Origin of the sequence: Vibrio sp. HI00D65 (assembly GCF_001635455.1) — a bacterium.
Taxonomy (GTDB): domain Bacteria; phylum Pseudomonadota; class Gammaproteobacteria; order Enterobacterales; family Vibrionaceae; genus Vibrio.
The window spans coordinates 1-12,429 of the sequence record NZ_LWEH01000013.1; the positions used below are offsets into that span (position 1 = coordinate 1).

Sequence of the window (12,429 nt, forward strand, 5' to 3'; positions counted from 1 at the left end):
CATAAGCTATGTGTCTATACTCTGGTTTTTATTGATATCAACACGGGAGATAATATTTAATTTTTGTGATGAAAGAATTAAAAATACGTATTAGTAATGACTATTTTTGAAGAACATCAATTATCATGTCCACACGTTTAAATTTCTTAATGCGAAGGCAGTTTCAATGCCGATGTTTATTTAGAATCTTCATTGCCTTCTAGTTGTTTAGTAACCCAGTCAATTGTCTTGTTTAAATAAAGCTTGTTGGTTTCTGTATCACACCAATGCTTTGACAGACCTCTTCGGTTAAATTCGCTGCCAATAGCTGCCAGTGTTTGATTACTCGGCCTTCCGTAATACAAGGTATCGCACAGTTGTAGGTTCGACATCGACTGCGGGTATGAATTCACAGACGAAGAGTTCATGCTTAACGCTTTTGACTGGTTGTGAGTGCAGCCTGTTAGGCTTAAGAAGAACAGAAGTGCTACGGTTTTTTTCATTATATCTCTCTACGGGTAGCTTATGGTGGGTGAGAATTATTGGCATGATTTAGCCATTCATTTGTCAATTTTTCGCCAAGTACCAGCCTAGCACGACTTCGCTCTTAATTAGAAAGTATTATCGCAAGCTTTGAATCTAAAGCTAAAAATAGTATTACCGACCAAAAGCGCAATTTTGTACAAAAGCTAAAAGAGCCTATAGAGTAGACTGATAAGTCGTTCGATAATTAACAGGCTTGGGAATTGTTATGGAGAACAAGAAACGTTCTAAAGAAAAGGCCGAATATAAAGTCGCTGAGGAGCTCGGCGGCATTGAAATCCTTAATGCTGAGTACGAAAAGCAGAACTTCTCACGTCATAGCCATGAGGGGTACACGCTTGGGGTTATAGAGCAGGGCGCTCAACGTTTCTATCGCACAGGTGGTCACCATATTGCACCACAAGACGCCATTATTCTGGTCAATGCCGACGAGGTACACAGCGGTCATTCGGCAACGGAAGGCGGTTGGGCTTATCGCGCCATGTACCCGCTCCCAGAGCAGCTAGCCAAAATTACTCAAGAACTAAACCTTCCTAATTATGGTGCCCCTTATTTCCCTAGGGCAGTTGTTGAAGACCCTGAACTCGCTAATCAACTGAGGTTGGTGTTTAATGCGATTGATGAATCGGATAATCGACTGCTCCGTGAAACCTTGATGTATGGGATGTTGGTTAAGTTGATTAGCCGACATGGTAAGTCGAGCCTTAAGCCTCAGTTGGATAGTAAAACCCAGCGCCAACTTGTTCTGGTTAAAGAGTTTTTAGATGATTTCCCGCAGGCCGATGTCTCTTTGGAAGAGTTGTCTAAATTGGCGGCCTTAAGTCCCTTTCATTTAGTTCGATCATTTCAGAAAGAGTTTGGTCTTCCTCCCCATGCTTATCAGATCCAGTCTCGTTTGAGGCTTTCTCGCAAGCTGCTGAAGCAAGGGCATACCATTTCAGATACTGCCCAAGAGTGTGGTTTTCACGACCAAAGCCATTTCCATCGACACTTTAAAAAGGCCAATGGCTACACGCCGGGGCAATACATTAAGATGCTTTGAGCGTTAGTGAAAAATACGGTCGCTTAATCGAGCAAGTTTGTACAATCGAATCCAATCAGGTGTTTTACATTGAATAGCCAATGTGAAGAGAGAAAAGAACAATATGGATAATCAAAAGATGGATTGGCGAGCACAATTGTGGAAAGGCGTTTTAGCTGGAATGCCTCTGAGTATCGCCGTGATACCGTGGGGAATCTTAGCTGGTTCATACGCGATTGATGCTGGATTGAATCAATTGCAAGCACAAGCAATGTCAGCGATTTTGTTTGCTGGCTCCGCACAGCTGGTCGCGGCAGGCATGTTCAAAGCGGGCATTGGCCTTGGCACTATGCTACTGACTACGCTGTTCATCACCTCAAGGCACTTTTTATACAGTGTGTCGATGCGCGACAAGATAAGCCACCTTCCTGCTCGTTGGCGCTTATTGCTTGGCTTTTGGTTAACGGACGAGCTGTTTGCGATTTGTAGTGGGCAGTCTCAGCAAGAGTTTAATCGTTGGTATGCCGCGGGTGTTGGAGGCGGCTTTTATCTGTTTTGGAACATCGCGAGCTTCGTTGGCATTGTCGCTGGAAGCCAAATCCCATCCCTCAATGAAATTGGTCTCGACTTTGCGGTCGCTGCGACTTTCATTGCATTGGTATTCCCGTTAATCAGAACATTGCCTGTTGTGGTGTGCGTCTTGGTTTCATTGGTGACCTCGGTTGTTATGTCGGTGAATAACGTTGAAGGTGGGCTTATGATTGCAGCAATTGCTGGCATGTTAGTGGGCTTTTTCAGCGAGTCATTTCAAGAGCGCAATAACGGCAAAAAGCCAATCATGGAAGGGAAATAGAGATGATCTGGTTAACGATATTACTGATGACAGCGATTGTGTTTTTTAGCCGATACTTATTTCTTGAGCCTGCTATTCCGCTTCGACTTAACCAAGCCGCGCGACGTTTATTACGTTATTCGAGCCCTGCGGTACTTACTGCGATCTGGGGACCGATTGTGTTTGCTCCAGAGCAGACATTTTGGCCAAGTTTTGAAAACCCGTATTTAATTGGGGCGCTTGTGACAGGTTTGCTGATATGGAAAACCAGCAACGTGCTGCTAACCATTGGTGTCAGTATGGCGGTGTTTTTGTTCTACAACCTTGTGGCGATTGATTTCTTATTCTCTTGATGGCTAATCTAAATTTGGTGTGTTATTCGGTATTTGAGGGCGATATATGATTACTTGTTATGTTCGATATGTAATTGATCCTAAAAAGATTAAGGAGTTTGAGACCTACGCAAAAATGTGGATTCCTTTGGTGGCTAAATTTGGCGGTCAACACGATGGTTATTTTTTACCATCTGAAGGTGCCAACAATAGTGCGATGACACTGTTTTCTTTCGATAGTTTAGCGGCTTATGAAGAGTATCGAACCTTATCGTTAAAAGACCCGGAGTGTATTCGAGCTTTTGAATATGCGGATGAAGTTGATTGTATTGTGAGTTATGAGCGCAGCTTCTTTAGACCCGTTTTTGAGTAATTGACCTTGCAAGACGTGGTTCGGTGACTTCTAATGTATTGATTCACTGCTTGTGTCGTCAGTTTTTGGTAAGGAGTTAATTTGACTAAGAAATATTATGTGGTTTGGAAAGGTCGTAAATCGGGTATCTTTACCACTTGGAATGAGTGTAAAGCGCAAGTCGATGGTTTTGCAGGCGCGAGATATAAATCGTTTCCAACACTGGGAGAAGCTGAATCTGCCTTTGGTGGTAGATCGTCTTTTGCTACTAAAGCTGCCTCTGGCTCTAAGTCTGCATTTTCGAAGTCCAGTGGTGTAAACAAGTCAAAGACGCCACCTCTTTCTCAGCAGCAAATTACTGACATGCTATTTGATATTAAAATCTTTACTGATGGTGCTTGTGAACCTAACCCAGGCGAAGCGGGAACGGGTTTAGCGGTTTATTTGAAGAATGATCTCTCTGAACTATGGTATGGCTTGTACCAACCGATGGGGACTAACAATACTGCTGAGCTACAAGGTTTAGAACAGGCCTTTATTCTCGCAAAAGAGAAGCTGAAAACTGGTCTGTCTGTTGCGATTTATAGCGACTCAAAATATTCGATAGACTGCATCACTAAGTGGGCATCAGGCTGGGAGAAAAAGGGTTGGACTAAGTCTGGTGGCGAGATAAAAAACCTCGATATCATTAAGGCCGCTTATGCACTTTATAAAGAGCTTGCATCTCAAATTACTATCTACCACGTAAACGGTCACGTCGGTATTGAGGGCAATGAGCTTGCTGACCGAATGTCTATCGTGGCGATCTCTTCGAAGGAGCAAGGTTTGAGCCGTTATCCCGAAACGGACGATCTTGCAGAGATCTTAGCATTGCGCGCCGGTTAACATGAACTGCTCGTGAGAGCAAAACCTAACTAAAGTGTTACCGCTTTGAGCATGTAACGCTTTGTTTTATGTTCTATTTTACTCGACAGCTTTGGCTGGCCCTAAGCGGTGTTCTCTATCCAGTTAGACAGCTGCTGGGCTTGCTTGATAGAGTTAAACTCAGTCTCAACGCGTGCTCTGGCTCTAATACCCATCTCGCCTCTTTCGTCACTGCTTAGTTGAGCAAAATGCTCTATAATTTCTTGTAACTCACCAACATTTCCCGCATGCACTAAAAAGCCAGTCTCTGGAGTGACAATCTCCTTACAACCCATAATGTTAGTGGTGATAACGGGAACGCCAACCGCCATCGCTTCTTTCAGAACTACGGGGCCAGTATCGACACAGCCTATTTTTGAAAAACAAAAAGGCGCCACTAAGCCATCGTAGTTAGATAAGTTCTTTTTCACCCACTCGTGGGCTTGAGCACCATGGAAAGTCACGTTTCGGGTAAGTTTCTGAAGCTCTACTTGCATCTTGAGTTGAGATTCTAAATCGCCAGTTCCTATGATGTCCAAATGTATGTTGAGCGGTTGTGCGATGGGAGCTAGTGCATTGATCAAGTGATGAACGCCTTTTTGTTCAACCAGTCGACCGAGAAAGATTAGACGCATGAGTTTAGTGTCGTTTTTAGGTTGCATTTGAAATTGCTTGGTATTCACACCACAGTGGAGCAGTTTCACATTCCCTTTAGTCATGCTATTGAAGTCGTTAAGCATATCTTTACAAACGGCAACCACGAAATCACTCGAAGAAATCTTTTGTTCAATGTCGTACGGGTATTCATAGACATCGTGTCCGTGGGCGACAAACGAACATGTAATGTTAAGTAGTTTAGCTGCGACAATCGCGTGAGCAGCAGTATGCTGGCAGAAGTGAGCATGAACGTGGTCTATGTCTCTCTCCGCCAATTGCAGTGCGAGTTTAAATCCGTATGCAAACAGAGACGGCTTCGGCATACTGTTTTGTCTTGAGACAAATAAAAATGCTTTGACAAAGCCTAACCAATTGATGTGGGTTATTTTGCCCACACGGATATTTTGGCCAATTTTAACAATGTCGTAGTCGAACGATTTTTCGTTGCTTTCAATTTTGAATGTCATTACGCAGACGTCGTGCCCGCACTCTTTAAGCGAATCGACTTCCGTTTGTATGAAAGTTTCGCTGAGTACAGGATATGTCGGCGCTACAAATGCTACTTTCTTCACTTTCCCCACCTCTCTCCATCTCCCTAATGAAGGTATTTACAGTTACTAAGCAAGATATGAACCAATACGAAAGCTCTTGTTTGAGCGACTTTTTGATGCTTTTCTTACTCTTATGCGTCGTTTACCCCTATTTTTCTCAAAATGGAAATCAATTTTGAATTGTGTGCTTGCTGGCACGTTATTCTCCGTTGTCATTTTGCGAATAGAGCTGTAAGTGGCTGATATGAATGAACTCCAATTGTTTTCTGAACTCGGCATAGAAGATGCACTGTTAGCTGTATAACGAATAATTGAGTGATCGTCACTATGGCTAAAGTGAGTACTATTATCCCAACCTATAACTGCTTGAACTATCTACCAAAGGCAATTGGTAGCGTGTTACAACAGACCCATCAAGATGTTGAAATCATTATCATTGATGACAACAGTAACGACGGAACGTCCACCTACTTAGATTCTTTAGAGGATGATCGAATCATCACGCTGACGACCTCAGGCGTTGGTGCGCCTCAGGCTAGAAACCTCGGTATTGAGAAAGCGACAGGGGAGTTTATTGCTTTTTTAGACGCTGACGATTTCTGGTTTCCTGAGAAAATTGAGCGCCAACTCGAGTTTCACCAACGGTGCCCAGACATGACAATGAGTTTTACTAACTACGAGCACCTTACAGAGGACTACGAAGTCATTGTTGATTGCTTTAGTTATTGGTCGCAATTCCAAAACCGAGAAGAGCAGTTCATCAACATCGATAACCCATTAGAATTCATTATTGAAAACAACGTTATTGGTACATCGACCGTCATGCTTAAAGCAGATGTGTTTTCTCAAACCGATAGCTTTAATGCAGACATCAAGTATGGGGAAGATTGGGAGTTGTGGCTTCGAATAAGTGAAAACCATCAGGTTGGTGTGTTGAACTCTATTGAAGTGGGCTACTTAATGAGAGCAACATCAGTGACTCGAACTGAAGACCTCAAGCTCAGAAATTTAGTTTTTATAGAGACTATTCTTCAGCGCTATCAAAGCAACAGCCAGCATTGGGATTTATCTCAGTCTAGTTTTAAAGTTGCAAATGCGAGAATATTAGAGGGCTATGCAGACTATTATCGAGGCTTACAACAGAACAGACAGGCTCTTGTCTACAGCTTTCGTTCTTTAGTGATGGCCCCTCAAAAACGTACATTGCGACACTTGATAGGTGACTGTATGAGTTTCCTAAAACCTGCATGGTAAGGGAGCGGTGACTCGTATGGGTTCATTAAAACAGTCTGCCTATTACGCTGTCGGCATATTGATGATGAAAGGGGTATCATTGGTGATGCTCCCTTACATAACTCACAAAATGACCTTGGCAGAATACGGTTCCCTAGAAGCGATTGTTTTGCTCGTAGACATCGGTACGATATTGTTCAGCTTTGGTATTGTTGAGTCGATGTATCGTTATGTTGGTGTCGCTGTAGGCGATGAAAAGCGAAAGCTCATATCGAACTGCTTCACGCTCAGTTTAGTGGTGTGCCTATTAGGCTGTATGCTTATTGGGTTGAGTATGCCGCTACTGCTACGAATTCTGCCTGTGGAATTTCAACCATACCAGATTGCCCTCCTTCTTTTTCCTATGGCGTTGGATGGAATTATATCGATCCCTTTGACTTTAATGCGAATGAATGAGTTGGCGAAACCCTTTTGCCAACTTAATGTATTGAAAACTGGTGTTCAGGCAGTTATGACAATTATGTTACTTGAGGCTGGTTATGGTATCGATGGTGTGCTGATTTCTTCCGCGGTTTCTAGTGTGGTATTGATGCTTTGTCTGACGCGTTATCAATGGCAGCAAATGGGGAGTCTGGGTTGTTTGAAGCATTCCGCGAAAATTTTGAAATTTGGTTTGCCGACTTTGGTTGGTGGAGCATCGATTTACATGGTTACAGGTTTAGATCGTTGGGTAATGGTTACTTTTATCGGGGTAGAGGAGCTGGCTGTTTATGCCGTTAGTGGTAAATTTGCATTAATTCTAGGTTTACTTTTACAACCTTACGCACTTTGGTGGTTCCCTAACCGGGTCGTCATACTTCAGCAGCCCGGCGGCAGTAAAATGTGTGCTGACAAAGCATTAACTGGAGTTAACTTCGCCATAGTGTTGGGAGGCTTGATGATTTTGACTGTCCCAGGGTTCATTTCTCTTATTTTACCGAGCAGTTATCACCAGGCTGGAGTTATTGTGGTGGCACTGCTGGCCATCGCTGTTATTAAAAGTGCGGGCGACTATCTCAACTTAGGTTGTTTCAGCGGTCATTCAAGTCAATCTCAGATGTGGATCCAAGGCGGTTGTGCGGTATTGGCGGCAATCGGTTATTTTACCATTACTCCAATATATGGAGTGTGGGGCGTGATTGCGGTTCTGTGTGCTATTTATACTTTGAGGCTACTGCTTCTGTATTTTGTTAGCCAATCGATGGAGCGTTTACCTTATGAGCATCGTAGATGGATAACTGCAATCAGTGTTGCCATTGTTGCTATTGTTTGTGACCGTGTTTTAGGGCTGATGTTGGTCGATGTCCATGAGTTTGTTTTAGGAACTGTTATCGCATTGATTACGCTGGTGGCCTTTGTGAAATATTCGGTGATCGTTATTCCTCAGGCTTTGCTTGATAAGCTCACACCGGGAAAACAGTCACACGCCAACTAAATAAAACGCTGTTCATTATTGACTGAGTTAGATAGTATTTATAAATTCAATGAATACTATCTATGGAAAGATATATGAATAAGTGGATTGTACTTTCAGCGTTTTGCTCAACTCTGTCTTATGCTTCTGCTGAGCTTGTCAGCCAAGATTTATTGTCTCACCATTTTGATGTCCCAGAGCTCCCATCTTTGGAAATGCAACAAAGCGTTTGTAACAGTCTTGTTTGTAATTCGATATCCGAACCACAATTAGTTTCTTCTGCGGGGGATTTTCCTGAACGTGAATCGAATCCAACGATAGATACGATAACCAGCGCAATCTACTTCGTGGGTGAAATGGGCGTTGCTAAAAACCTATCGACTCCAGAATATGAAAAATTCTTTGAGAATTAGTTGAAAGTGACGATGGCTGACCGTTATTTCTTGTTATGTCTTTGCAAAAAGATAAACTTCAGTTAGAAGGGAAATCTTTACTTTCTGATTCAATTGCCTTGGAATATTGAAACTAGGACACACCAATGGAAATATGGAAGTTGCTGCTGTTTATTCCAGCGTGCTTTGCGCTGAACATGACGCCTGGCCCAAATAATCTTTTGTCGATGAATAATGCCCGTTGCTATGGCTTTAAAGCTGCATTTATCGCAGGGTTAGGTAGAATCTTTGCTTTCTCTGGAATGATCGCGTTGGCGGCGTCTGGCTTGGCTGTCGTTCTTTATACTTCTGAAACCTTGTTCTTCCTGATCAAACTTTTTGGCGCAATGTATCTATTGTGGATCGCGTTCAACCTATGGCGTTCACAAGCCAGCCCTGTCGTAGGCATCGAACGCAATAAAAACAGGTTTGGTCTAGTGAAACAAGAGTTCGCCCTTGCAGCTGGTAACCCCAAAGCGATACTCATCTTTACCGCATTTCTGCCTCAATTCGTTGATGTTTCAGCCAATGTAAACACACAGTTCTTCATTCTAGGTAGCACATTCCTAGTGCTAGAGCTGCTCGCAATATCTATCTATGCTGCCTTTGGTTTATACCTCAGAAATTGGTTCTCCAAGCCGCAAATGGCGAAGCGTTTTAACAAAGCGTGCTCGGTTTTTCTTGCTCTATCCGGTGCTAATCTGTTGGTGAGTCGACAGTAACGAATCAGGGCTGAAAGTAATATGGTAAGTACAGAAATCCTTTCTCATTGGCCAGAAACCAAACCCCATATGTCCTTAGCTGAAGTTACTCTTGGGGCAAACAACTCGGTGTATAAGGTTGAATCCACGCCAGCTTTCTTTTTGAGGAAGTACCGGGCCCATGATGCCAGCCGTATAATGAATGAGCATAAACTGCTGTTCTTTTTATCTCAAAAAGTACCCACTGTCGTTTCGCCTTGTCTCACTTCAGATGGGCAAAGCTTTGTTGAGGCCAATGGTGAATACCATGCATTGTTTCCAAAGGCTCATGGTTCGTTGATTGAAAAGCATGCTTTGACAGATAAGCATGCATTCGAAGCCGGTATTACCCTTGCTAAGCTTCATCGTCAGTTGAGTCTCTACCCTCGAAATGTAATGCAAAACGAGATATTTCCAGTAATTCAACTGTCATGGAATAGAGAACAATGGCTGCAGCGTCTTGATAAGATCATTGCTGCTATCGAAGCAAAAGGGGAGCAAAACGTTGAGGATGCTTGGGCGCTGCGAAGGTCTATGCAGCAACGTTGTTTTTTAGCAAGTGACCACTGCGTCCACTCTTATCAGACCAAAACCGAGCGAGTACTCATTCACGGCGACTTCCATCATTATAATCTCTTCTTTGATAATCGCTCTAAGGTGAGCGGTATCATCGATTGGGACTTGGTTCAATATATGCCACCTGCCTACGAAATAGCTCGGGCTTGCATGTACATGTTTGATATGGATGTGAAGAAGTCGGTCGAATTTGTTAGCGGTTACCTGTCCATTAATGATCTTTCAAAAGCGAGTATCATTGATGGCGTCTGTGCTTGGGGCATTTTTGCTGACCACCATATTTGGGCGTTGGAAGAGGTGTATTTAAAACAGAACTTAGCCGCACGTAAATTCATACCTCATAAGAACTTTTTGCCTTTTGCTCAGCAATGGTCATTGATAGAGGCGCGCTTGGAAAATAAGCGATAAAGGAAAGGCGTTTCATTGTATTTTTAGGGAGCTCTAATGAGTAACAAAGACCTATCTAAAATGGGTTCGGCTAAGGTCACTCTTGTAAATCGTAACGGCGTACCTTGTATTCGAAAGCAAGGGGCGGGTGAGGTTGAGATTTCTTTTTACCAACATGCTGCGCAACATTTATCTGGCGTGCACAGCCCTACATTGTTGGCGGTGGAGGGAGATACTCTGTTCATCGAGTATATTCCTCACTCTTTTACACTAAATGAGCTTCAAACGACTTCTGAGCTGTTTCAGCAACTATCTCGTATTCATCAGTCTCAATACTCACCGAGTTTTAAAGTGAAAGAGCATAGATGGAGTACCAGTGATACTGAAGCTGCACTAGCGTCTCTGAATTTACCTGAAGTGACTCAAGACAGCTTACTGCATATCCAGAAGTTTAGTGATGCTTTGTTTCACCATAACACCTTGGTTTCGGGTGACACAAACCAGGGAAACTGGGGAAAGAGAGACAATGGTCAGATTGTTTTATTTGATTGGGAGCGTTTTGGTTATGGCAGCCCAGCTATCGATTTGGCACCGCTCGTTTCTCAAATGGGCACTCTGTCGGATTATGAGTGTATTGTTGACCAGTACCTGCCTCATAACAATCTGGTTTCACGAGAAGATTTAATAAGGCAATTGATCATCGCGAAAAGCTGGATCGTTGTTGAAGTGACGAACCTATTAGTCACGCGTGATATTTCAGATGCGTCGAAGTATCTTGAATGGTATAGGAAGCGATTACCAACTTGGCTCACTACGGTGGAAGGTCAGCTGTAACAAGGGTGAAGCCAAATCTATAAAAGTCTATCTATGAATATTTTCTGTGCGGAAAAACAAGGAACTGGCTGAAATTTACTAGCTTGAACATGCTTCGTTTGGTAACCATGCCTGTCCGCAATTTTTCATTCGTCAGGCATTTGATTGCTGGGGAAAAGGCCTATTAGTTGCTAAGCAAGACTCAAAGATTGCGGGCTATGCCTTAACGACAACCACTGACAAGCATAATGAGATTTGGGTCCTATCATTAGCGGTAGACCCGAATTATCGTGGTATGGGAATTGGCAGGAAACTGATGCAATAGGCGGTTGAGCAGGTGCACCGAGACGCTACGCTTTTACTCACTGTACATCCAAGCAACACATCCTGTTACGTGCTCTACGCTTCGATGGGGTTTTCTACGATCAAACAGGAAGAAAACTGCATTGGTGATGATGAGCCGAGGTTGGTGATGCAGCTCATCATCTATTTTGTTTACGGTTTTTAATCAAAGGCGCTTAACTAAATCAAAGGTTCAAGCTTCAAAGACAATCTCTTAGCCCTAAGTCAGCATCACGATACCGTGCATTAACACGACACTAGAGGTGAGTCGAGTCCTCATATCAAAGTAACCATCAGGACCTTGGCTCTGGTTCTCTTCTCTCATTGTCCTTTCAGCTCGCCAAACCGCAATATAACCAAAGATGAGAATCAGAGTTGTCACCAGCTCTTTTTGTTCGCCAAGCAATACTGCCAGCCAAGCGACAAGAACAATCACGTTGCTTAGTAGCAGTGCTTTGTTACTTGATTGGCTTGCAAAGTTTTCAATGCCATTTGCCCACAAGATCCCTGAAAGAAAGCTCAAAATAGCCACGCTGTAGGTGATGAAGAGCGTTTCACCGCTTATCCCCATAAATTGGCTGTTGGTGAGCGAAAGGAGAAGACCGAATAAAAACGGAATTAACCCCATGTACCCCAGTTTGGCCATGGTGTTACGGGTTTGAGTTGTTGCCATGTAACCCGCCCTCATAGTTGTTGCTCGATTGCGTTTTTGAGCGTAGCGCTCACTGGTGATGTGGAGCTAGGGAAGGTAGCGACGACTTTACCTTCTTTACTGATCAAGAATTTGTAAAAGTTCCATTTGGGCGTTACGCCTGCTTGTTGTTGTATCTCCGCAAACACGGGGTTGGCGTTGCTACCAGACAGTGAAGCTCGCGCCATCATTGGGAAGGTCACGCCATAGTCTAAGTAACAAACCTTTGCCGTCTTCTTTTCGCTTCCCTTGTCTTGGCGAAAATCATTACTTGGGAAACCGATAACGGTGAAGTCTTGGTCTTTGTAGGTTTGATGAAGTTGCTCGAGTTGCTCAAACTGTGGAGTGAAGCCACATTGGCTCGCTGTATTTACCACCAACAGAGTCTTGCCTTTAAATTCATCGCACAGCGCGATTTCTTCGGTTGAATTTAGTAAGCGTTGCTTGCCACTGAGTATCTCGGGACAGCTCGCTGCAAAAGCGGTGGAACTCGTGAGGCTTGTGATCAGGGCGATTGAGCAAAGTAGTGAACATTTCATAGGGTTGGCTCATTTTAGTTGGCGTAATGGTTATTACTCTTGAGCACGATAAAA

General features: G+C 43.4%; 15 protein-coding genes and 1 pseudogene. 12 read left to right on the plus strand and 4 right to left on the minus strand.

Going from position 1 to position 12,429, the window contains the following annotated elements:
• Positions 1-176: 176 nt before the first annotated feature.
• The gene (locus tag A3712_RS03155; protein WP_063522252.1) at positions 177-482 is read right to left on the minus strand and encodes a hypothetical protein; all 306 of its coding nucleotides are present in this window, start codon (positions 480-482) and stop codon (positions 177-179) included.
• 248 nt (positions 483-730) lie between these two features.
• On the opposite strand from A3712_RS03155, the gene A3712_RS03160 reads away from it, so the two are divergent.
• The 5 genes from A3712_RS03160 (at position 731) to A3712_RS03180 (ending at position 3,944) form a co-directional block, all read left to right on the plus strand.
• Positions 731-1,564, plus strand: coding sequence for an AraC family transcriptional regulator (locus A3712_RS03160; RefSeq protein ID WP_004739967.1), 834 nt, complete (start codon positions 731-733; stop codon positions 1,562-1,564).
• Positions 1,565-1,667: 103 nt separating this feature from the next.
• Positions 1,668-2,396 carry an AzlC family ABC transporter permease gene (locus tag A3712_RS03165; protein ID WP_063522253.1) on the plus strand — a complete coding sequence of 243 codons (729 nt, stop codon included), beginning with the start codon at positions 1,668-1,670 and terminating at the stop codon, positions 2,394-2,396.
• 2 nt (positions 2,397-2,398) lie between these two features.
• The gene (locus A3712_RS03170; RefSeq protein ID WP_063522254.1) at positions 2,399-2,728 is read left to right on the plus strand and encodes an AzlD domain-containing protein; all 330 of its coding nucleotides are present in this window, start codon (positions 2,399-2,401) and stop codon (positions 2,726-2,728) included.
• Between the two features lie 46 nt (positions 2,729-2,774).
• On the plus strand, positions 2,775-3,080 hold the full coding sequence (locus A3712_RS03175; protein WP_063522255.1) for an NIPSNAP family protein: 306 nt from the start codon (positions 2,775-2,777) through the stop codon (positions 3,078-3,080).
• A gap of 81 nt (positions 3,081-3,161) precedes the next feature.
• The gene (locus A3712_RS03180; protein ID WP_063522256.1) at positions 3,162-3,944 is read left to right on the plus strand and encodes a ribonuclease H family protein; all 783 of its coding nucleotides are present in this window, start codon (positions 3,162-3,164) and stop codon (positions 3,942-3,944) included.
• Between the two features lie 101 nt (positions 3,945-4,045).
• Here the strand turns inward: A3712_RS03180 and A3712_RS03185 are convergent, their stop codons facing one another.
• Positions 4,046-5,191: a glycosyltransferase gene (locus tag A3712_RS03185; RefSeq protein WP_063522523.1), complete on the minus strand. Its 1,146-nt coding sequence runs from the start codon at positions 5,189-5,191 to the stop codon at positions 4,046-4,048.
• 306 nt (positions 5,192-5,497) lie between these two features.
• Between A3712_RS03185 and A3712_RS03190 the strand changes: the two genes are divergently transcribed.
• The 7 genes and pseudogenes from A3712_RS03190 (at position 5,498) to A3712_RS26480 (ending at position 11,311) form a co-directional block, all read left to right on the plus strand.
• A complete protein-coding gene (locus tag A3712_RS03190; RefSeq protein WP_063522257.1) occupies positions 5,498-6,424 on the plus strand; it encodes a glycosyltransferase family 2 protein in 927 nt (308 codons plus the stop codon).
• A gap of 16 nt (positions 6,425-6,440) precedes the next feature.
• Positions 6,441-7,877 (plus strand): lipopolysaccharide biosynthesis protein, encoded by a 1,437-nt coding sequence (locus A3712_RS03195; protein WP_063522258.1) that lies wholly within the window; start codon positions 6,441-6,443, stop codon positions 7,875-7,877.
• 74 nt (positions 7,878-7,951) lie between these two features.
• Positions 7,952-8,269 carry a hypothetical protein gene (locus tag A3712_RS03200; RefSeq protein WP_063522259.1) on the plus strand — a complete coding sequence of 106 codons (318 nt, stop codon included), beginning with the start codon at positions 7,952-7,954 and terminating at the stop codon, positions 8,267-8,269.
• Positions 8,270-8,394: 125 nt separating this feature from the next.
• Complete coding sequence (locus A3712_RS03205) at positions 8,395-9,009, plus strand: LysE family translocator (protein ID WP_063522260.1); 615 nt, start codon at positions 8,395-8,397, stop codon at positions 9,007-9,009.
• A gap of 21 nt (positions 9,010-9,030) precedes the next feature.
• Positions 9,031-10,011 (plus strand): phosphotransferase enzyme family protein, encoded by a 981-nt coding sequence (locus A3712_RS03210; RefSeq protein WP_063522261.1) that lies wholly within the window; start codon positions 9,031-9,033, stop codon positions 10,009-10,011.
• Between the two features lie 36 nt (positions 10,012-10,047).
• Positions 10,048-10,824 carry a phosphotransferase family protein gene (locus tag A3712_RS03215; RefSeq protein WP_063522262.1) on the plus strand — a complete coding sequence of 259 codons (777 nt, stop codon included), beginning with the start codon at positions 10,048-10,050 and terminating at the stop codon, positions 10,822-10,824.
• 33 nt (positions 10,825-10,857) lie between these two features.
• Positions 10,858-11,311, plus strand: a pseudogene (locus A3712_RS26480) (GNAT family N-acetyltransferase).
• Positions 11,312-11,365: 54 nt separating this feature from the next.
• Here the strand turns inward: A3712_RS26480 and A3712_RS03220 are convergent.
• Positions 11,366-11,833, minus strand: coding sequence for a DUF3429 domain-containing protein (locus tag A3712_RS03220; RefSeq protein ID WP_063522263.1), 468 nt, complete (start codon positions 11,831-11,833; stop codon positions 11,366-11,368).
• Positions 11,830-12,375: a glutathione peroxidase gene (locus A3712_RS03225; RefSeq protein ID WP_063522264.1), complete on the minus strand. Its 546-nt coding sequence runs from the start codon at positions 12,373-12,375 to the stop codon at positions 11,830-11,832. Before A3712_RS03225 ends, A3712_RS03220 begins: the two co-directional genes overlap by 4 nt.
• Positions 12,376-12,429 lie beyond the last annotated feature (54 nt).

Excerpts from the sequence above, each read along its gene's own strand:
- A3712_RS03155 (WP_063522252.1), bottom strand. The coding sequence starts at position 482 with ATGAAAAAAACCGTAGCACTTCTGTTCTTCTTAAGCCTAACAGGCTGC.
- A3712_RS03210 (WP_063522261.1), top strand. The coding sequence starts at position 9,031 with ATGGTAAGTACAGAAATCCTTTCTCATTGGCCAGAAACCAAACCCCAT.
- A3712_RS03205 (WP_063522260.1), top strand. The coding sequence starts at position 8,395 with ATGGAAATATGGAAGTTGCTGCTGTTTATTCCAGCGTGCTTTGCGCTG.
- A3712_RS03200 (WP_063522259.1), top strand. The coding sequence starts at position 7,952 with ATGAATAAGTGGATTGTACTTTCAGCGTTTTGCTCAACTCTGTCTTAT.
- A3712_RS03160 (WP_004739967.1), top strand. The coding sequence starts at position 731 with ATGGAGAACAAGAAACGTTCTAAAGAAAAGGCCGAATATAAAGTCGCT.
- A3712_RS03175 (WP_063522255.1), top strand. The coding sequence starts at position 2,775 with ATGATTACTTGTTATGTTCGATATGTAATTGATCCTAAAAAGATTAAG.
- A3712_RS03220 (WP_063522263.1), bottom strand. The coding sequence starts at position 11,833 with ATGAGGGCGGGTTACATGGCAACAACTCAAACCCGTAACACCATGGCC.
- A3712_RS03170 (WP_063522254.1), top strand. The coding sequence starts at position 2,399 with ATGATCTGGTTAACGATATTACTGATGACAGCGATTGTGTTTTTTAGC.
- A3712_RS03225 (WP_063522264.1), bottom strand. The coding sequence starts at position 12,375 with ATGAAATGTTCACTACTTTGCTCAATCGCCCTGATCACAAGCCTCACG.
- A3712_RS03195 (WP_063522258.1), top strand. The coding sequence starts at position 6,441 with ATGGGTTCATTAAAACAGTCTGCCTATTACGCTGTCGGCATATTGATG.
- A3712_RS03165 (WP_063522253.1), top strand. The coding sequence starts at position 1,668 with ATGGATAATCAAAAGATGGATTGGCGAGCACAATTGTGGAAAGGCGTT.
- A3712_RS03190 (WP_063522257.1), top strand. The coding sequence starts at position 5,498 with ATGGCTAAAGTGAGTACTATTATCCCAACCTATAACTGCTTGAACTAT.
- A3712_RS03215 (WP_063522262.1), top strand. The coding sequence starts at position 10,048 with ATGAGTAACAAAGACCTATCTAAAATGGGTTCGGCTAAGGTCACTCTT.